21 protein-coding genes and 3 pseudogenes are annotated in these 18762 nt (G+C 69.9%); 14 read left to right on the top strand and 10 right to left on the bottom strand.

All coding sequences use genetic code 11. The features are described 5' to 3' along the window. Positions 1–22 precede the first annotated feature (22 nt). Entirely contained in the window at positions 23–1372 is a 1350-nt protein-coding gene (locus tag ABH927_RS07425; RefSeq protein WP_370019294.1) for a Glu/Leu/Phe/Val dehydrogenase, read from the top strand. 158 nt (positions 1373–1530) lie between these two features. Here ABH927_RS07425 and ABH927_RS07430 read toward each other — a convergent pair whose 3' ends face one another. Then, positions 1531–2427 (bottom strand): Gfo/Idh/MocA family protein, encoded by an 897-nt coding sequence (locus ABH927_RS07430; RefSeq protein ID WP_370019296.1) that lies wholly within the window; start codon positions 2425–2427, stop codon positions 1531–1533. Positions 2428–2480: 53 nt separating this feature from the next. On the opposite strand from ABH927_RS07430, the gene ABH927_RS07435 reads away from it, so the two are divergent. Together ABH927_RS07435 and ABH927_RS07440 are read left to right on the top strand one after the other, a co-directional pair. Then, entirely contained in the window at positions 2481–2810 is a 330-nt protein-coding gene (locus ABH927_RS07435) for a PadR family transcriptional regulator (RefSeq protein ID WP_370019298.1), read from the top strand. 1 nt (position 2811) lies between these two features. Beyond that, positions 2812–3123 (top strand): hypothetical protein, encoded by a 312-nt coding sequence (locus ABH927_RS07440; protein WP_370019300.1) that lies wholly within the window; start codon positions 2812–2814, stop codon positions 3121–3123. A gap of 6 nt (positions 3124–3129) precedes the next feature. On the opposite strand, the gene ABH927_RS07445 is transcribed toward ABH927_RS07440, so the two are convergent. Both ABH927_RS07445 and ABH927_RS07450 read right to left on the bottom strand, forming a co-directional pair. Beyond that, positions 3130–4059 carry an NAD-dependent epimerase/dehydratase family protein gene (locus ABH927_RS07445; RefSeq protein ID WP_370019302.1) on the bottom strand — a complete coding sequence of 310 codons (930 nt, stop codon included), beginning with the start codon at positions 4057–4059 and terminating at the stop codon, positions 3130–3132. A 2-nt stretch (positions 4060–4061) separates the two neighbouring features. Beyond that, the gene (locus ABH927_RS07450; RefSeq protein ID WP_370019304.1) at positions 4062–4409 is read right to left on the bottom strand and encodes a YrdB family protein; all 348 of its coding nucleotides are present in this window, start codon (positions 4407–4409) and stop codon (positions 4062–4064) included. Between the two features lie 112 nt (positions 4410–4521). On the opposite strand from ABH927_RS07450, the gene ABH927_RS07455 reads away from it, so the two are divergent. Beyond that, the gene (locus ABH927_RS07455; protein ID WP_370019306.1) at positions 4522–5214 is read left to right on the top strand and encodes a TetR/AcrR family transcriptional regulator; all 693 of its coding nucleotides are present in this window, start codon (positions 4522–4524) and stop codon (positions 5212–5214) included. A 286-nt stretch (positions 5215–5500) separates the two neighbouring features. Here ABH927_RS07455 and leuA read toward each other — a convergent pair whose 3' ends face one another. Then, on the bottom strand, positions 5501–7225 hold the full coding sequence (leuA, locus tag ABH927_RS07460; protein ID WP_370019308.1) for a 2-isopropylmalate synthase: 1725 nt from the start codon (positions 7223–7225) through the stop codon (positions 5501–5503). A gap of 275 nt (positions 7226–7500) precedes the next feature. Then, complete coding sequence (locus ABH927_RS07465) at positions 7501–7896, bottom strand: hypothetical protein (RefSeq protein WP_370019310.1); 396 nt, start codon at positions 7894–7896, stop codon at positions 7501–7503. Positions 7897–7947: 51 nt separating this feature from the next. Here ABH927_RS07465 and ABH927_RS07470 point away from each other — a divergent pair, with 51 nt between their 5' ends. The 3 genes from ABH927_RS07470 (at position 7948) to ABH927_RS07480 (ending at position 9830) form a co-directional block, all read left to right on the top strand. Next, positions 7948–8193, top strand: coding sequence for a DUF2630 family protein (locus ABH927_RS07470; RefSeq protein WP_370019313.1), 246 nt, complete (start codon positions 7948–7950; stop codon positions 8191–8193). Positions 8194–8295: 102 nt separating this feature from the next. Beyond that, positions 8296–8496 (top strand): hypothetical protein, encoded by a 201-nt coding sequence (locus ABH927_RS07475; protein WP_370019315.1) that lies wholly within the window; start codon positions 8296–8298, stop codon positions 8494–8496. Positions 8497–8846: 350 nt separating this feature from the next. Beyond that, a complete protein-coding gene (locus ABH927_RS07480; protein ID WP_370019317.1) occupies positions 8847–9830 on the top strand; it encodes a GNAT family N-acetyltransferase in 984 nt (327 codons plus the stop codon). Between the two features lie 231 nt (positions 9831–10061). On the opposite strand, the gene ABH927_RS07485 is transcribed toward ABH927_RS07480, so the two are convergent. The 4 genes and pseudogenes from ABH927_RS07485 to ABH927_RS07500 form a co-directional block, all read right to left on the bottom strand. Further along, entirely contained in the window at positions 10062–11156 is a 1095-nt protein-coding gene (locus tag ABH927_RS07485; RefSeq protein WP_370019320.1) for a YeiH family protein, read from the bottom strand. Beyond that, positions 11153–11362 (bottom strand): hypothetical protein, encoded by a 210-nt coding sequence (locus tag ABH927_RS07490; protein WP_370019321.1) that lies wholly within the window; start codon positions 11360–11362, stop codon positions 11153–11155. Before ABH927_RS07490 ends, ABH927_RS07485 begins: the two co-directional genes overlap by 4 nt. 82 nt (positions 11363–11444) lie before the next feature. Continuing rightward, positions 11445–11717: pseudogene (locus ABH927_RS07495) on the bottom strand (ABC transporter ATP-binding protein); the annotation flags it as partial. Between the two features lie 38 nt (positions 11718–11755). Next, positions 11756–12113, bottom strand: a pseudogene (locus ABH927_RS07500) (transporter substrate-binding protein); the annotation flags it as partial. Positions 12114–12344: 231 nt separating this feature from the next. Between ABH927_RS07500 and ABH927_RS07505 the strand changes: the two are divergent. The 7 genes from ABH927_RS07505 (at position 12345) to ABH927_RS07535 (ending at position 18081) form a co-directional block, all read left to right on the top strand. Next, the gene (locus ABH927_RS07505) at positions 12345–12647 is read left to right on the top strand and encodes an urease subunit gamma (RefSeq protein WP_370019323.1); all 303 of its coding nucleotides are present in this window, start codon (positions 12345–12347) and stop codon (positions 12645–12647) included. Then, positions 12644–13015, top strand: a complete 372-nt coding sequence (locus ABH927_RS07510; protein WP_370019324.1) for an urease subunit beta — start codon at positions 12644–12646, stop codon at positions 13013–13015. Before ABH927_RS07505 ends, ABH927_RS07510 begins: the two co-directional genes overlap by 4 nt. Continuing rightward, the gene (locus ABH927_RS07515; protein ID WP_370019326.1) at positions 13012–14724 is read left to right on the top strand and encodes an urease subunit alpha; all 1713 of its coding nucleotides are present in this window, start codon (positions 13012–13014) and stop codon (positions 14722–14724) included. Before ABH927_RS07510 ends, ABH927_RS07515 begins: the two co-directional genes overlap by 4 nt. An 83-nt stretch (positions 14725–14807) precedes the next feature. Next, entirely contained in the window at positions 14808–15815 is a 1008-nt protein-coding gene (locus ABH927_RS07520) for an urease accessory protein UreF (RefSeq protein ID WP_370019328.1), read from the top strand. An 82-nt stretch (positions 15816–15897) separates the two neighbouring features. After that, on the top strand, positions 15898–16656 hold the full coding sequence (ureG, locus tag ABH927_RS07525; protein WP_370019330.1) for an urease accessory protein UreG: 759 nt from the start codon (positions 15898–15900) through the stop codon (positions 16654–16656). Positions 16657–16661: 5 nt separating this feature from the next. After that, on the top strand, positions 16662–17528 hold the full coding sequence (locus ABH927_RS07530; protein ID WP_370019332.1) for an urease accessory protein UreD: 867 nt from the start codon (positions 16662–16664) through the stop codon (positions 17526–17528). A 73-nt stretch (positions 17529–17601) separates the two neighbouring features. Further along, complete coding sequence (locus ABH927_RS07535) at positions 17602–18081, top strand: hypothetical protein (protein WP_370019335.1); 480 nt, start codon at positions 17602–17604, stop codon at positions 18079–18081. Positions 18082–18455: 374 nt separating this feature from the next. On the opposite strand, the pseudogene ABH927_RS07540 reads toward ABH927_RS07535, so the two are convergent. Beyond that, positions 18456–18593, bottom strand: a pseudogene (locus tag ABH927_RS07540) (single-stranded DNA-binding protein); the annotation flags it as partial. Positions 18594–18762 lie beyond the last annotated feature (169 nt).

An 18762-nucleotide genomic window follows, 5' to 3' on the forward strand; every position in this document is an offset into this window, starting at 1 on the left:
AATCGGAGGAGCACTCCCAGACATGACCATCACGGACTTCCCGACAACGGCGTCGGGGGTTCGGGACGAGGTCCCCGATCCCCTTTTCCCTGCGGCCTCTCAGCCCGCGGCCTCTCACCCCGCGGAGCCCGCCTCCCCCGGAGAGCAGGCCCTCGCGGCGGCCCGCTTCCAGCTCGCCGAGGCCTCCCGTTTCCTGGGCCTCGACGAGGGCCTGCACCGCATGCTCGCCACTCCACGCCGGTCGCTGACCGTCTCGGTTCCGGTCCGCCGCGAGGACGGCCGCATGGAGGTCGTCCAGGGCTACCGGGTGCAGCACAACCTCTCGCGCGGCCCGGCCAAGGGCGGCATCCGCTTCCACCCCTCCACCGACCTCGCCGAGGTCACCGCGCTCGCCATGTGGATGACCTGGAAGTGCGCCCTGGTCGGCATCCCGTACGGCGGGGCCAAAGGCGGCGTGGCCGTCGACCCCGGGGCGCTGACCACCCGCGAGCTTGAACGGGTCACCCGGCGCTACATCAACGAGATCCTTCCGCTCATCGGCCCCGAGAAGGACATCCCGGCCCCTGACGTCGGCACCGACGAGCAGACCATGGCGTGGATCATGGACACCTACAGCGCCAACGCCGGCTACTCGGTGCCGGGCGTGGTGACCGGCAAGCCGATGACGCTCGGCGGTTCGCTGGGCCGGGCGGGGGCCACCTCGCGCGGCGTCCAGATCGCGGCGCTCCAGGCCCTCTCCCGGTCCCCGGAGGACGTCACCGTGGCGGTGCAGGGCTTCGGAAAGGTGGGCGCCCTCGCCGCGCAGTACCTCGCGGACACTGGCTGCCGCGTGGTCGCCGTGTCCGACGCCACCGGCGCGGTCGTCCGCCGCTCGGGCCTCGACGTCGCCGCCCTGCGGGCGCACGCCGCTGAGACCGGCTCGGTGTACGGCTACCGCGACGCGGACGCCCTGAGCCACGACGAGCTGCTGGAGATGGACGTCGACGTGCTGGTCCCCGCCGCGCTCGAAGGCGTGATCACCGCGTCGAACGCCCCGCGCGTCAGAGCTCGCCTGATCGTCGAGGGCGCCAACGGCCCCACCACCCCCGAGGCCGACCGGATCCTCACGGAAGCCGGGGTGACGGTCGTCCCCGACATTCTGGCCAACGCGGGCGGCGTCATCGTGTCCTACCTGGAGTGGGTGCAGAACATGCAGGCCTACTCCTGGAGCGCCAATGAGGTCGAGATGAAGCTCCGCGACCTCATGACCAGCGCGTTCCAGGCGGTCGCCGCCCTGTCGGAGGAGAGGGACCTCACGCTCCGCCAGGCCGCCCACGCCATCGGAGTCGGCCGGGTCGCCGAGGCCCACCAGATGCGCGGCCTCTACCCCTGATCACCCGAGTACGGCCCGCACCCGCCAGTGCGGGCCGCTTTTTGGGCCGTGATCAAGCATGGATTCCCGCGCATGGCCCCCTGCCAGCGCCACCTCTCGACGTGATCATGCACGGATTCCCGTCCATGACCCCCTACCAGCGCGGTCGCTCATCGTGATCATGCACTTCCGGCCGCTTCCGTGACGATGTCCTCGCAGATGGCGTGTGTGATCAGGGCGTCGTCCGCCGAGACCGTACGGCCCTCGCGGACGGAGCCGAGGAACGCGTGGCAGATCTGCTCGATGCCGCGCTGGCGCGTCGCGGGTGCCCAGTCGGGCCGTCTCGTCAGGGTCTCCGCGCCGGCGTGATCGACCACGTCTCCGAGGTTGACCACCGCGCGCTTCGCGCCGCCGCCCATGACCTCACAGGTCTCCTCGGCCGCCCCGCTGACGCGGCTCATCAGGCCGATGGCGGTGAAACCGTCCCCGTCCAGCGTCAGGACGACGTGTTCCAGGAGCCCTGCTCGCACCCTCGTCCTGATCGTCATGCCGGTGACCGGGCCGGGGACGAGGAAGCGGAGCGTGTCAACGACATGAATGAAGTCGTCGAGCACCACGGTCCGGGGGTCGTCGGGGTGGTCCGCCCGGTTCTTCCGCATGACGATCAGGTCGCGCGGGCGGTCTCGCAGGCTCGCGTAGCCGGGGGCGTACCGCCTGTTGAAGCCCACCATCAGCGACCTGCCCCGGTCGCGGGCCAACCGTACGAGCTTCTCCGAGTCGGCGAGGTCATAGGCGAGCGGCTTGTCGACATAGACGTGCACACCCGCGTCGAGGAGCGCGGTGACGATCGGGACGTGCGCCTCGGTGGCGGCGTGGACGAAGGCGGCGTCGATTCCCGCACCGACCAGCTCTGCGACGGACGTGAATCTGGACCTGATCCGGTAGGCGTCGCCCAGCCGGTCGAGGGTCCCCCGGTCGCGCGTGCACAGGTGCGGCTCGATTCCGGGCGTCGCCGCCAGCACAGGCAGGTACGCCTTCTCCGCGATGTCCCCCAGCCCGATGATCCCGACTCTCATGCCGGAAGCTTATAGCCATTGCTCAATCGGACTTATTAAGTGAAACTGAGTACATGGGACGACGATCACCGGAGCTGGGCCGGTTCACCGATGTCGCACTGCTGGTTCTGGTCAGCCTGGCCGAGGGCGACAAGCACGGCTACCGGATGATCCAGGACATCGAGGAGTTCTCGGGCACCTCGCTGGAGCCGGGCACGCTGTACGGCGCGCTCATGCGGCTGGAGGAGCGCGAATGGATCGAGGCGCTCCCGGCGGCCGAGCGGCGCCGGCCGTACCGGATCACCGCCTCGGGCCGCGACGCCCTGAATGAGCAGCTCGCGACGCTGCGCCGGATCGAGCAGACGGGCACGCGCCGCGCGCGGCCCTCATGGGGGGTGACGTGACATGCGGAGACTGAGCGGTGCGGTGATCGGGCTATACCCGCACACATGGCGTGAGCGGTACGGCGAGGAGGTCCGCGACCTGCTCTCCGAGCACCCCGCGCGCTTCGGCACCCTTGTCGATCTGTTGTACGGCGCGCTCGACGCCTGGGCGCACCGCGGCCTCATCCCCGGAGGAGAACCTTCCATGAAGATCCGCATCCCCGCTGCCGCGATCTTCGGCGCGGGCGGCCTGACGCTCCTTACGCTATGGAATCCCGGCATCCACGACATGTCCAGCCTGGAGAGGGGCTGGACGGCGGCCGCGCCCGCCTGATCGTGATCAGCGCGTACGCCACTCGGCGATGACGGCCTTGAGCGCGTCGTCCAGTGGTGTGGGCGTGAGGCCGAGGGCGGCCTCGGAGGCCGAGGAGTCGAGGACGAACGGCCGGTCGAACTGGTAGCGCGTCTCCCTCAACTCCCGGATGAAGGGGACCGCCAGGCCGGCCGCCTTGAGGACCGGCCACGGGATTCGCCGCAGCCGGGGCGCGGGAGCGCCGGCGAGCGCGCCCAGGCGTTCGGCGACCGTCCGGATGGTCACCGCCGGGCTCGTGGGCACATGCCACGCCCTGCCCCACGCGCGCTCGTTCCCGGCCACCGCCACCAGGGCCTGAGCGACGTCGGGCAGGTAGGTCCAACTGTGGGGGATGTCGGGGTCGCTCAGCACCGTGGCCGGCTTGCCCGCGAGCAACGGCGGGACGAACCGCTCCCCGAGGTACGACTGGTCGGAGGCACGGGGGCCGAAGTAGTCGGAGCCGCGAACCTCCACGACCCGGGCCCGGCCCGCCTGGTGAGCGGTGAGCGCCTGCTCCCACATCGCGGCCCGCACACGCCCCTTGGTGCCGGTCGAGGCCAGCGGCAGATCCTCGGTCATGGGGCCGTCCACGGGGCCGTAGCCGTACAGGTTGCCGAGGATGACCAGGGCCGCTCCGGTGGACTCGGCCGTCTCCAGCAGGGCGGACGCGATCGGCGGCCAGTCCGTGGGCCAGCGGTGATACGCCGGGTTCGCGCAGTTGTAGAGCGCGTCGGCTCCCTCGGTGAGCTGCCGCATCGTGGCGGCGTCCCCCGCCTGCGCGGCGACCAGCCTGATGCCGGGCCTGACGGGGCCGGAGCCGGATCGCGTCACGACCACGACCTCGTGCCCCTGGTCCGCCAGCAGTTCCGCGACCGATCCGCCAACCTGGCCGGCGCCGACGATGACGTGCTTTCCCATGTTCACACCTGATTCCAGACGAGCCGAAGAACGGCGTTGAGGATGTAGAGCGCGGCGAAGATCGTGCCGGTGGTCACGAGCCCGGAGGCGACCAGGGCGACGGCCCCGCCTCCGAACCACAGAATCTCCAGCATGGCGCGGGCGACGCCGGTCAGCCGGACGACCGGGTCGTTGGCGGCTCCAAAGATCGCCCACACGGCGATAAAGAGAGCGGGGCCGCCGAGACCGGCCAGCAGTCGCAGGGCGAGATGCGGGCTCACGGTGAAGCCCCAGTAGCCGACCGACGCGAGGACGCCCAACTCCAGGAGGAACATGACCGCGAGGTTGACCCCCTTGGCGACGGTAAGCATCGCTTCTCCTTCAGTTCGTTGCTCCCTTATGAGAGCAATGCTCTCGCTTGAGAGCGGCACTCGTCAAGAGCATTGCTCTCATTTCTAGTCAGTGCTCTGATAACCTGACGTCATGAACGCGAGCCGTACCGCGCGGGAGCGGGTGAGAGCGGAGCTGGTCCGGGAGATCACCGACATCGCCCGGCGTCATCTCGCCACCGAGGGCGCAGGCGGGTTGTCGCTGCGCGCCGTCGCCAGGGACATGGGAATGGTGTCGTCGGCGATCTACCGGTATTTCCCGAGCCGCGACGACCTGCTCACCGCGCTGATCATCGACGGGTACAACGCGATCGGCGAGGCCGTGGAGGAGGCCGACGCGGCCTGCGCGCGGGACGACTTCGCCGGCAGGTGGCTCGCGGTCTGCCGTGCCGTACGCCACTGGGCGCTGGCGCGTCCCCATGAGTACGCGCTGCTGTACGGCTCGCCGGTGCCGGGTTACCGCGCCCCCGAGGACACGATCGAGCCGGCCAGCCGGGACACGGTGGTGTACGGACGGATTATCTCGGAGGCCTTTCAGGCGGGACGGCTGTCACCGCCGGAGATCTGCCCGTCGCCTCCGGACGTGCTGTCATCGGATGCCGAGGCCGTGCGGACACTGATGCCGGACGTCTCCGATGACGTGGTGACGCGCGCGATCACCGCCTGGACGGGGCTGTTCGGCATGGTGAACTTCGAGCTGTTCGGCCAGTTCAACAACGTGATCACGCATCGCGACGAGCTCTTCGACCACAACATCGCATGCCTCGGCCGCCTGGTGGGCCTCTGATCCACCCCCACCCAGGAGGTGATCATGCACCGATTCCCGGACGGGACCGCGACCAGCCGAAACCCGAATCGTGATCATGCACAGGTTCCTGGACATGCCCCGCGACCTGCCCGAACCTGGCCGTGATCATGCAGAAAGGCCGGTACCTCAACTGGGCACCATGCGATGAAGGCGACACCCGTGGATCTCACGGATGCCGCCTTCATCGCATGGCCATGAATGCCTTTTGGGCAGGTCAGAGACCGTTTCGAGGAACCTGTGCATGATCACGCCAGGGGCGTGGCGGTCAGGAGCGGGTGGCGCGGTTGACGGCGGAGATGATGGCCTTGAGGGAGGCGGTCGTCGTGTTGGCGTCGATGCCGACCCCCCACAGGACCTGGGCGCCGTTCGGCCCGTGGACCTCGCACTCCACGTAGGACGCCGCCTTGGCGTCGGTTCCCGCGCTCATCGCGTGCTCGGTGTAGTCGAGGACGCGTACGCCGATCCCGACTCCGGCCAGCGCGTCGCAGAAGGCCGAGATCGGGCCGTTGCCGACGCCCTCCACCTCACGGATCTGGCCGTCGACCCGGATGTCGGCGCTGATCGCGTCCTTGTCGTCGACCGTCGAGGAGTTGCGGTGGGCCAGCAGACCCAGGCGGCCCCACGGCCTGGCCGGGTTGGGCAGGTACTCGTCGGTGAAGGACTCCCACATCGCCGCGGCCGTCACCTCGCCGCCCTCGGCGTCGGTGCGGGCCTGGACGACGCGGGAGAACTCGATCTGCAGGCGTCGCGGCAGGTCGAGCTGGTGGTCGGCCTTCATGATGTAGGCCACGCCGCCCTTGCCCGACTGGCTGTTTACCCGGATCACGGCCTCGTAGGTGCGGCCGATGTCCTTGGGGTCGATCGGCAGGTACGGCACGGCCCAGGTGAACTCGTCCACCGGGACCCCGGCGGCGGCCGCGTCCCGCTCCAGGTGCTCGAAGCCCTTCTTGATGGCGTCCTGGTGGGAGCCGGAGAAGGCGGTGTAGACCAGCTCGCCGCCCCACGGGTGGCGCGGGTGGACGGGCAACTGGTTGCAGTACTCGACGACGCGGCGGATCTCGTCGATATCCGAAACATCGACCTCGGGGTCGATGCCCTGGGAGAACAGGTTCATGCCCAGCGTGATCAGGCAGACGTTGCCGGTGCGCTCGCCGTTGCCGAACAGGCAGCCCTCGATGCGGTCGGCACCCGCCATGTATCCCAGCTCGGCGGCGGCGACGGCCGTGCCCCGGTCGTTGTGGGGGTGCAGGGACAGCACGATGGAGTCCCGGTAGGCCAGGTTGCGGTGCATCCACTCGATCTGGTCGGCGTACACGTTCGGCGTGGCCATCTCCACGGTCGCCGGCAGGTTGATGATCACCTTGTGGTCGGGGGTGGGCTGCCAGACGTCGTTGACGGCGTTGCACACCTCCACCGCGTACTCCAGCTCGGTGCCGGTGAAGGACTCCGGCGAGTACTGGAAGGAGATTTCGGTGTCGGTCTCGGCGGCCAGCTTCTTGCACAGCTTGGCGCCCTCGACGGCGATGGCGGTGATGCCGTCCTTGTCCTGGCCGAAGACGACCCGCCGCTGCAGCGTAGAGGTCGAGTTGTACAGGTGGACGATGGCCTGCCGCGCGCCGCGCAGGGACTCGAAGGTCCGCTCGATCAGCTCGGGCCTGGCCTGGGTCAGGACCTGGATGACCACGTCGGAGGGGATCCGGTCCTCTTCGATGATCTGCCGGATGAAGTCGAATTCGGTCTGCGACGCGGCGGGGAAGCCGACCTCGATCTCCTTATAGCCCATCCGCACCAGCAGTTCGAACATCTTCAGCTTGCGGTGGGCGTCCATGGGGTCGATCAGTGCCTGGTTGCCGTCACGCAGGTCCACCGCGCACCACTGCGGTGCCTTGGTTATGACCTTGTCCGGCCAGGTGCGGTCCGTCAGCCGGATCGGCTCGAAGGGGGTGTATCGGTGGAACGGCATGGGGCTGGGCTGCTGCTGCGAATTCATCATGCTCCTCGTCGGACGCCCGGCGACACGGGAACGACACGGGGGGAAGGACACAGGGCCACTGCCCGGATCGTTGAGAAATAGGTCGCCAGTGGAGAACCAGGGGCGGCCGACGCGCACGACTTGCACCGCGGCGAGGGAGCCGGCCTCTTACAGGCCCTCGCCGCGGCGGATAAGAAGGAGTCCGCGCAGCATGCCTTGCAGACTAGCAGACGCCGGAAACGCGACGGAACCTTCCGAGCCCGCCGGGAGCATTCTGGAAGGTCAGTCAGGGATCAGCACGCTGCGGTGTCCCCCGCCTGTCCCCCTACCTGCAGCACGTCGCCGCCGTCGAGGGTCCCCGGCTCGGTGATCACGACCGTGTCCAGGCCCAGGTCGCGTACGGCTCTCGCCGCCGAGGCCACCTCGGCCCGCCGCTCGGGCGCGCCCGGCCGGGTCAGTACGGCGAGGCGGTCGCAGACGACGACCGTGTCCTCGATGAAAGGACCGTCGGGAAGGTCGTCGGCGGGCTCGACCTCGACCGGACGCCAGCCGTTGTCACGGAGGGCCGCCACGTAGGCGGCGTGCTGGGCGGCGGCCAGTCCGGCGTCCACCGCCTCACGCTGGATGTTCGTGACGATGCCCTCGGCCAGCCGTGGCCCCGGCCGCCTGACCAGTGCGATTCCTCCCATAGGTCTTGATTCTTATCACGCTAGGGTGGCTCCAGACGAAGGGGGTTGAACATGAAGGACAACGAGATCCTCGGGCAGATCAACGAGCTCATCGACGAGGAGCACGCCCTGCGCCAGCGACTGGCGGCGGGCGAGGTGACCACCGAGGAGGAGCACGCGCGGATCAAGTCACTGGAGGAGGACCTCGACCGCTGCTGGGATCTGCTCCGTCAGCGCCGGGCCCACCGGAACGTGGGAGAGGACCCCGACAACGCCGCCCCGCGACCGGTGAGCGAGGTCGAGAACTACCTGCAGTAGGGCTCCACTCAGCAATACCCGCACAAGTCCCCAACGGCTACTGCGGTATCGGAGGCACGGGCGTCAAGGTGGGTGACCTGAGAGGGGCTCCTGCCTTCGCGCGTGACCCCGGCGTCCCTGTGCACGATCGCCTGGATCGTGAGGCTCGGCAGCACCGGCGTGCCGATCGTCGAACGCTACCGACTGGACAAGGCAACGATGCTCTACAAGCACATCGGCACGTTTGAAGGACGAGTCGGGCGCCGCTCCCAGCGTCAGCAACCCAATCCCTTTGTGATCGACTGGTCGGAACTGCAGTTCTGAGTGAGAACGATCGTGACCTAACGGCTATCGCGGCCCCGGGCGGCACGGGCGTCTCATCTCCGATCCGACTGACGTCCGTGACCGCTGACACGCCGTCACATTGGCCGTTGATCGCCCGGTTGCCCCGATGTGGACCTCGGACCAATCGCTCGTTGCCCGCGCCGTTCTCGGCGACCGCGTGAACGCCGACGATCAACTCACGTGGGTCGCCGGACCTGACTTCGCAGTACCGGCATGCCGGTACGAGGCCGACCCCCGGTACAACAGCGCCGCGGCCGCATGCGCGCGACCGGGGGCGGGGGCGGAAAACCGTTGGCGATCCGCGGCTCCGGTGCTGTTGGCTTGTTGGCATGCAGATCGAGCGCCTGGACTTCACCGCCCCCGGTGATCGCCTGACCGGGCTGTACGCCGTCACGCAGGCCGACGACCTTCCGGGGCCGAAGATGACCCTGCGCCACTTTCAGGCGACGATCGAGGGTGGCTGGTCCCGGGAGCGCGGTGAGACCTGGGTGGCCGGCCGCGAAGGTCAGGTCATCGGCGGCTACACCCTCCACTTCCCGGAGGCGGACAACACCCACCTGGCGCTGCTCCACCTGCTCAAGGTCCATCCCGGCCACAGGCGGCGCGGCCTCGGCGGCGCGCTGCTCGATCACGCAATGACCCGGGTCAAGGCCGAAGGCAGAGGGGTGCTGGTCGGCTCGGCCGCCGCCGACCGGCCCGGCGCGGCCTTCGCGAAGGCGCACGGATTCTCCCCCGCCGCCACGGAGGCGCGGCGGGTGCTCGACCTCCGCACGGCCGATTGGTCCAGCCTGGAGCTCATGCGGGCCGATGCCGTACGGCACGCGCGGGACTACTCGGTCGAACGGTGGATCGGACCGGCGGGCGACGAACTGCTCGACGACATGGCCCAGTTGATGAACGGGATGAACGACGCGCCCCTTGAGGACCTGGACATCCAGGACGAGCGCTGGGACGCCGAGCGGTTCCGGAAACACGACGAGGTGCTGGCCGGCGCGGGGCTCACCGTCTACACGATGATGGCCCGGCACACGGCGACCGGCGAGCCGGCGGGCTTCACCCGGCTCGCCGTCGACGCCCACGAGCCGCGCGGCTGGGCCCGGCAGTTCGACACCTGCGTGCTGCGCCCGCACCGGGGCCGGCGGCTCGGCCTGATCCTCAAGCTGGCGAACCTGACCTGGTTCCACGCCTGCGAGCCGTCCATCGAGCAGGTGGCCACGTGGAACTCCACGTCGAACCCGCACATGATCGCCATCAACGAGCAGATGGGCTTCCGGGTGCTCGACATCTGGAACGAGTGGCAGCTTCGCCTCTGACTTCCCACGGGGACGCCCGCCGTGCGTCCGAGCCCCTCGTTTGAGGATCTCCATAGAGCCGCGAGCGACCTAGCCGGAGCCGTGCACACACGGCGAGGAAGCGAGTCGGCCATGCGCAGGGCCAGGTCCATGGACTCCTCCGCCGGAGGGCTGCTCCGGGAGGAGTCCGGCGAGGCCAGAGGCGTTCAGGCGTTCGATCGCTTCCTCTCTTCCGATGGTAACCGAGCTCCCCTACAGGCCGATCCAGGCGCTTGCGGCCACGACCAGGCCCAGCGTCACGACGGTGACGGTGAGCTCCGCGAGGGCGCCGACGGCGAACGGCCGGAGCCCCTGGCGGCGGATCGCGCGGAAGTCCGTGCTGAGGCCGACGCCCGCGAACGTGAGCAGGAACGCCCAGCGCGAGAGGTTGCCCAGCGAGGTCAGGTCGGCCTTGGCGATGGCCCCCGCCGTCGCGAGCGCCGACACGACGAGGAAGCCCAGCACGAACTTGGGGAACTTCGCCCACAGGAACGCGGCCCGGTTGCCGACCGCCTGCGCCTGGCCCCTCGCCGCCCAGAAGAGGGCGAAGCCGAGCACGACGAAGCCGATCGTGGCGTTCCGGGTTGATTTGGCCAGCACGGCGACCTTCGCGGCCTCGTCGGAGTACAGCGCGCCCGCGGCCGTGGCCTCGGCCGTGTTGTCCACCGCGAGACCGGCCCACAGGCCGAACTCGTGCGCCGACAGGCCGATGAGGTGCCCGATCGCGGGGTAGGCGAACAGGCCGAAGGCTCCGAGCGCCAGGATCGCGGCGATGGCGAAGGACGCGTCCTCGTCGTCGGCGTCGATCGCTCCCTTTCCGGCGATGATCGCGGACACCCCGCAGATCGACGAGCCGATCGCCAGCAGCGAGATCAGCTTGGGGCCGAGCCCGAACCAGCGGCCGATCAGCACGACCACGCCGATGGCGACGAACAGCTCGACGACGACGAGGGCCAGGCTGACGCCGCCGAGCTTGAGCACGTCGCCCAGCAGGAAGCGGGCCCCGAGCAGGACGATGCCCAGCTTGAGCCAGAACTCGTAAGTGGCGATCCCCGCTTTGAGGATCGGGTGGATGCCGACGGTGTTGGTGATGATCAGGCCGAAGACGATCGCCCACAGGACGTACTCGATCTTCGGGAACGACCAGCCGTTCGAGGTGCCGATCTCGGTGAACCAGGTCTCGGCCAGCTTGCCCGCATACCCGATGACGGCCAGCAGGACCAGTCCGGGAACGAGGCCCACGGCCTTGCGGGCGAAGCCGGAGGAGGACGCGGGTACGGCGGAGGGGGTGGCGGCGTGCGTGGTCACCAGCCCACCTCCGGGAGAACGCCGGCGACGGCCGCCAGCACGATCAGGGCGGCGACGCCGACGGAGATCCAGTCGAGCAGCGGTGTCCGGTCGCGGCGCGGATCGGACGCCGCGGCCTCCTCGGCGAAGTGCTCGCCGGGCCGGGGCTCCTCGGGCGGATCCCGCAGGACGGCGGGCTCCTCGGGCGGGGGTGTCGTCGCAGACAAGGGGTGCTCCTTGAATGGGGGGTGAACGCGACACCCGCAGCATAAATTCGCTAATCCCTACCCGTAAAGAGGGTATTCCTCCTCAGGCGGCGAGCAGGCGATGGACGTCGTCCCCTCGGAGGTCCTCGGCGGTGCCCGAGTGGACGAGCCGCCCGGCGTCGAGGGTGACGAAGTTGTCGGCCGGCCGGAGCGCCAGATCCAGGTACTGCTCGACCAGCAGCACACCGAGCCCGGAGGCGTGCCGCCGTTCGATGGCCTCCTCGATCTCGATGATGATCGACGGCTGGATGCCCTCGGCCGGCTCGTCCAGGATGAGCAGCCGGGGCCGGGTCACCAGCGCGCGGGCCATCGCGAGCTGCTGGCCGCCGGAGAGATATCCGGCGGGCCTCGCTGGCCGGCGATGTTGTCGACGCCGATGCCCTTGACCTCCTCCTCGGCCACCGACACCGACATGACGGGCATCTGCTCGGCGGTGATTCCTGTGCTCTTCAACTGCTTGAAGAACGCGATGTTACTGTCACCGTTGAGCGTGTTGAAAACGGCGTCCGGCTTCGCCTCGGCGATTTTTTCTGACGAGCGTGCTGTATTCCGTGTGACCGAGCGGGGTGTATTCCTCTCCAAGAATCTCCATCCCGTTGGCCGCGGCGTACGCCTTGATGATTTTGTTGGCCGTTCTGGGGTTGGGGAACAAATAGTCGCTGCCGACGAGGAAAAGCTTCTTCTTTCCCTGTTCCTTCAGATAGCGAGCGCCGTAACGAGAAACCGCGGCCGCGGCTCCGATACGCCAGGCTGAATTCCGCAATTGCTCCTCCTTGTCGATACGGCCCCCACACCGACCCGTCTGCCGACAAGGTGAATGGGTGAGATTTCCCGATAAAACCGGAACGTTAACAACTCATTAGGGAAGGCTCACGGCCATCCCGATACACGCACGAAATGAGCAGGTAACGCAAGGGAAACGGCGCTTACCTATCGTCCCGCCATGCGGCTCACTCCACACGAACAGGAACGCCTCCTCATCCACGTCGCCGCGGGCGTGGCGCGCGACCGCAAGGAGCGCGGCCTGCGGCTCAACCATCCCGAGGCGACCGCGATCATCGCGTCCTTCCTGCTGGAGGGCGCCCGCGACGGCCACACCGTGGCGGAGCTCATGGACGCCGGCCGCAAGGTGCTCCGCCGGGAGGACGTCATGGACGGCGTCCCCGAGATGCTGGAGTCCGTCCAGATAGAGGCCACCTTCCCCGACGGCACCAAGCTCGTCACCGTCCACAACCCGATCCCATGAGTACGGCGAGCACACCGGGCGCGCCCGGCGAGATCCTGTACGGCGAGGCGCCCATCGAGCTGAACCCGGGCAGGGAGCGGATCACGCTGCGGGTGGTCAACACCGCCGACCGTCCGGTCCAGGTGGGGTCGCACTATCACTTCGCGGCGGCCAACCCGGGCCTGGAGTTCGACCGGGAGGCCGCCTGGGGGACTCGCCTCGACATCCCGGCCGGCACGGCCGTCAGGTTCGAGCCGGGCGTCGAGCGCGACGTGACGCTGGTGCCGTTGAGCGGCGGCCGGATCGTCCCGGGCCTGCGTCCGGAGTGGGCGGGGCCGCTCGACGCCGGTCGCCCGGACGGCGCTGCCAGAGACGGAGACGGCCAATGACCCGCATCGAGCGCTCACGCTACGCCGCCCTGTACGGCCCGACCGCCGGGGACAAGGTGAGGCTGGCGGACACCGACCTCTTCATCGAGGTCACCGAGGACCTTTCCATGGGGCCCGCCGGAGCGGGCGACGAGGCGGTCTTCGGCGGCGGCAAGGTGATCCGCGAGTCGATGGGCCAGGCCCGGACGACCCGCGCCGAGGGCGCCGCCGATCTCGTCATCACCGGCGCGGTGATCCTCGACCACTGGGGCGTCGTCAAGGCCGACATCGGCGTGCGCGACGGGCGGATCGTCGCGATCGGCAAGGCCGGCAACCCGGACACCATGGACGGCGTGCACCCCGGCCTGGTCATCGGCCCGTCGACCGAGATCCTGGCGGGCAACGGCAAGATCGTCACAGCGGGGGCGGTCGACTCCCACGTGCATCTCATCTGCCCGCAGATCCTCGACGAGGCGCTCGCCTCGGGCGTCACCACGATCATCGGCGGCGGCACGGGACCGGCCGAGGGCACGAAGGCGACCACGGTCACCGGCGCGTGGTATCTGGCCCGCATGCTGGAGTCCCTCGACTCCTACCCGGTCAACGTGGCGCTGCTCGGCAAGGGCAACACGGTCAGTGCCGAGGGCCTCATGGAGCAGCTCCGCGCCGGGGCGTCGGGCTTCAAGCTGCACGAGGACTGGGGCACGACCCCCGCCGCCATCGACGCCTGCCTGAGAGTGTGCGACGCGACCGGCGTCCAGGTGGCCATCCACACCGACACGCTGAACGAGGCGGGGTTCGTCGAGTCGACGCTCGATGCCATCGCCGGCCGGGGCATCCACGCCTACCACACCGAAGGCGCGGGGGGCGGCCACGCGCCCGACATCATCAAGGTCGCCTCGCACGCCAACGTCCTGCCGTCGTCCACCAACCCGACCCGGCCGCACACGATCAACACGCACCACGAGCACCTGGACATGCTCATGGTCTGCCACCACCTCAACCCGTCCATCCCGGAGGACCTGGCCTTCGCCGAGTCGCGGATCCGGCCGACGACGATGGCGGCGGAGGACGTCCTGCACGACATCGGCGCGATCTCGATGATCGGGTCCGACTCGCAGGCGATGGGGCGGGTCGGCGAGACGATCATCCGTACCTGGCAGACCGCCCATGTCATGAAGAAACGGCGGGGCGCTCTGTCCGGCCCGGCCGACAATCTGCGCGCCCGCCGCTACGTCGCCAAATACACGATCAATCCGGCCATCGCCCACGGGCTCGACGGCGAGATCGGGTCGGTCGAGGTCGGCAAGCTGGCGGACCTCGTCCTGTGGAGCCCGGCCTTCTTCGGCGTGAAGCCGGACCTGGTCGTCAAAGGCGGCGTGATCGCCTACGCCCAGATGGGCGACGCCAACGCGTCCATCCCGACTCCTCAGCCCGTGTTCCCGCGGCCGATGTTCGGCGCCGCCCCGGTCACGGCCGCCGCCACGTCGCTGCACTTCGTGGCCCCACTGGCCATCGAGGACGGCCTGGCCGACCGGCTGGACGTCCGCCGCCGCCTGGTCCCCGTGGCCGACGTGCGGGCCCGCCGCAAGGACGCGATGCCGCTCAACGACGCGCTGCCGTCGATCGAGGTGAACCCCGACACGTTCGAGGTGCGCGTCAACGGAGAGGCAATCGAGCCCGCCCCCGCCGAGGAGTTGCCCATGGCCCAGCGCTATTTCCTCTTCTGAGGCACGGGTTCTCAGGCATGGGTTTCTCAGGCACGGGTTGTGAAGGACAGGGACATTCGCGCGGACAGGAGGAGAGATGCGAGATGCACGGTAGGTCACCCGGCGACGCGGCGATGCTCCTGCTGGCCGACTCGCGGCTCCCCGCCGGGGGCCACGCCCATTCGGGGGGCGCCGAGGAGGCCGTACGGCTCGGCACGATCACCGGCCCGGACGATCTGGCGCGGTTCCTCCGGGGCCGGCTCGCCACCGCCGGGCTCGTCACCGCCGCCCTGGCCGCCGCCGCCTGCGAACTCGGCACCGCCACCGCCCCCCGAACCGCCCGGAACGAGCCCGGACCCAACCCGGCCCCACCGGGCACGGATGGGCCAGACGTGGACCGATCAGCCGCGGGCCGATCAGTCGTGGACGGACAAGGCACGGGCCGATCAGGCGCGAGCCGACCGCGTGCCGACGGAATCGGCGGGGAGGCGCCACGCGCCGGCCGGCCACACGGTCACGGACTCGCCGCGGACGGCGGCGAGTGGGTCCAGCGGTGGCGGCAGCTCGACGCCGAAGCCGACGCCCGCACCGCCTCCCCCGCTCAGCGGGAGGCGAGCCGCACCCAGGGCCGCCTCCTCATCCGCACGGCACGCGGCATCTGGCCGTCGGCCCTCCTCGACACGCTGGCGGAGGCCATACCGGAGGGGGCCCACCATCCCGTCGCGGTGGGCGCGGCGGCGGCGTCGGCGGGCTGCGACCCCTACCAGGCGGCCCTGGCGGCGGCCTACAACGCGGTGACCGGACCCGCGACGGCGGCCGTGCGGCTCCTCGGGCTCGACCCGGTGACCGTGCACCGCCTGCTCGCCGACCTGGCCCCCGCGCTCAACGACGCCGCCCACGCCGCCTGCGCGTCGCTCATGGACGCGGTGGTGACGGAGCCCGTCCCTGGCGAGGCCGCGGCCCGGGACTCCACGGCCGGCGACTCCGCGGCCAGGGACTTCGCGACGCCGCGGGGAGCGGGCTGGCAGGCGTTGCCGGGGCACTGCGCCCCGGCGCTCGACCTGCTCGCGGAAGGCCACCAGAACAACCCGATGAAGCTCTTCGTCTCCTGACGGCGACCGAAGCTCCTGACGGCGACCGAAGCGATGCCCAGCGAAGCCGTACTGGCTTGAAGCGGAAGGACAGGTCCTCACCATGGGCGCTCACCACGACGACCACCACGACGCGGCGGATCCGCGCGGGCGCGCGCTGCGCCTCGGCATCGGCGGCCCTGTCGGCAGCGGCAAGACCGCCCTGGTGGCGGCCCTGTGCCGCAGCCTCGGTCCATCGCTGCGCCTGGGGGTCGTGACGAACGATATCTACACGACCGAGGACGCCGATTTCCTGCGCCGCGCGGGCGTCATCGACCCGGAACGGATCCTCGCCGTGCAGACCGGCTGCTGTCCGCACACCGCGATCCGCGACGACATCGCCGCCAACCTCGACGCGGTGGAGACGCTCGAAGAGCGTTTCGGGGAGCTCGACCTGGTGATCGTGGAGAGCGGCGGCGACAACCTGACCGCCACCTTCAGCCGGGGGCTGGCCGACCGGCAGATCTTCGTGCTGGACGTCTCCGGCGGCGACAAGGTCCCACGCAAGGGCGGCCCCGGAGTGACCACGGCCGACCTTCTCGTCGTCAACAAGACCGATCTGGCCCCGCTCGTGGGGGCCGACCTGACCGTGATGTCCCGCGACGCGGCAGCCGTACGGGACGGCAGGCCGGTGCTGTTCACCTCGATCAGGGAGGACAAGGGCGCGCACTCGGTCGCCGAATGGGTCTCGGGCATCGTGGGCGCCTGGCGGCACCAGCGTGACCAGAAGCATGCCCACACGCACACCCACGACCATGACCACGACCACGACCACGACCCCGACCACGACCCCGACCACGCGGCCCCGACCGTGACGCCCTGATCGCCGTGACCACCGTGACCACCGTGACCGTCCCGACCAGCCAGACCCGGCCGACCGGCCCGGCCGCGATGGACGCCCCCACGGCACGCCCCGGTCCGGCGTCGGTCAAGGCACAGGCTGTGATCAGGACGGCGGCCGGTCCCGGCGGGGTCACCCGGCTGGAGACGCTGCGGTCGGATCCCCCGCTCACGCTGCGGCAGACGGGTCCGGGCCTGGTGCATCTGGTGTCCACGGCGGCCGGTCCCCTCGGCGGGGACCGGCTGGAGCTGCGGATCGAGGTCGCCCCCGGCACCTCCTTGGAGGTCCGCTCGGTCGCGTCCACGCTCGTGCTGCCGGGCTCCTCCCCCGGCGACTCCTGGATGGTGATCGACGCCCAGGTCGGCGCGGGAGCCTCCCTGCGCTTCTCGCCGGAGCCGACCGTGCTCGCCGCCGGGTGTTCGCACCGCATGGCGGTACGGCTCTCGCTCGAGGAGAGCGCCTCGGTGTTCTGGCGGGAAGAGATCGTCTTCGGGAGGCACGGGGAACGGCCGGGGCGGTGCCGCTCCCGGTTCGACGCGACCGTCGCCGGCCGGCCGCTGCTCAGGCAGGAGCTCGTCGTCGGAGACCCATCCACCGACGGCAGCCCCGCCGTGTACGGCGACGCCCGCTGCGTCGGCTCCACGCTGGTGGCGGGTCCGGCCTGGACCTCGCCGGCCGTACCGGACGGGAAGAAGGCAGAACGCCGTGCCGCGGTGGGAGACGGCTGGGCGGCCCTTCCGCTCGCCGGGCCCGGCGTGCTGGCCTCCGCGCTCGCCTCGGACACCGTCGAGTTGCGCGCGCGCCTCGAACGGGCGGAAAGCCTGGCCGCCCTCTACCCGTCCCCCGCGCCGTAGCGGGCCGAAATCCCGGCCGCCCTCCACCCATCCCCACGCGGCGGCGGGCGGCGGCGGGCGTAGCCTGGTGATCGTGTCTGAACCCACCGCTCCGGCCGATGGCGGGCCGGGCAGGACCGCCGCCAGCCTGCTGCTCGCCGTCGGAGTGATCGTCGCCGGTCTCGCGCTGGCCGTCGCCGCGCTGCTGCCGTGGGCGGGGGTCACGGCCGAGTTCGGCGTCCTGAACACGGAGCTCACTCACGCGGTGCGCGGGGTCGACGACGGCAGCGGCTGGTTCGTCGCGGGCGCGGGCGTGATCTCCATGCTGCTCGGAGTCCTGGGCGTGGTGCGTAACTGGCTGTTCACCGGGTTCGCCATCCTTCCCGGTGCGGTGGCCGCCTTCTCCCTGGCGATGTTCCTGACGGATCCGCAGGGCCTGGCTGACCGGCTGGACTTCCGGATCCCCGGACTGGTGGACGTGCATCCGTCCATCCAGTACGGCTGGTTCGCCGCGCTCCTCGCCTCCGTCCTCGTGGCGGCCTTCGCCGCCGCCGCCCTCCTCCGCCGCCGCTGACCCAGATCACGCTCTGACTCGCCCGGCGTCTCAGCTCACTCGGCGAGGGACCAAGGCGCCCCTGCATCCGCTGGTCGTGCACTGGTGGCGTCAGGAGGGCGGTCAGGCCATCACCTTCGCCCTTGACGCGCACGATCCATCCTCGTTGGCCCGCGGCTTTTCGGAGGCGAGTGCGATGGCCGAGTCCCGCGAATTCCAGCCTGGAGCGTGCCCGACCGACTTCTGGAAGCGACGTTAATGGTCGAGCAGGATGGAACAATTGGCAGGCGTGAACGAGACCGACAGGGGGCGTACCACCAGAACGCGAACGGCAGAAATCTGAATCACGACGGCTGGCGCCAGCGGGCCGTCCCGGCGCGAACATGCGGAATTCGTTCTCGGCAGGGCTTGCCGAGGCAGCGCGGGGTGGACGCGACGCGGAAGCGGGCCACGGCTTGCCCTGTGGGGGTGAGTCGCAGCTCCGGGTCGTCGACGAAGTTGCACACGATGGTGATTGTCGTGTCGCCTGCCATCTTTTGCCCCGCCTGCGACGCGTGCGTTCTGTTCGTTGAACACGCTACTCAAAAGATTGCGAGAATTAGCGACTGGTCATCACGCGGCACGACCCAGGAGTAACATGCCGCCCTGTAGCTGTCTCACCGTTTCAATTCAAGGAGTTTCACCGGCACGTGCACTTCTCAC

The organism is Planotetraspora sp. GP83, assembly GCF_041262585.1.
In the GTDB taxonomy this organism is placed as follows: Bacteria; Actinomycetota; Actinomycetes; order Streptosporangiales; family Streptosporangiaceae; genus JAOEGB01.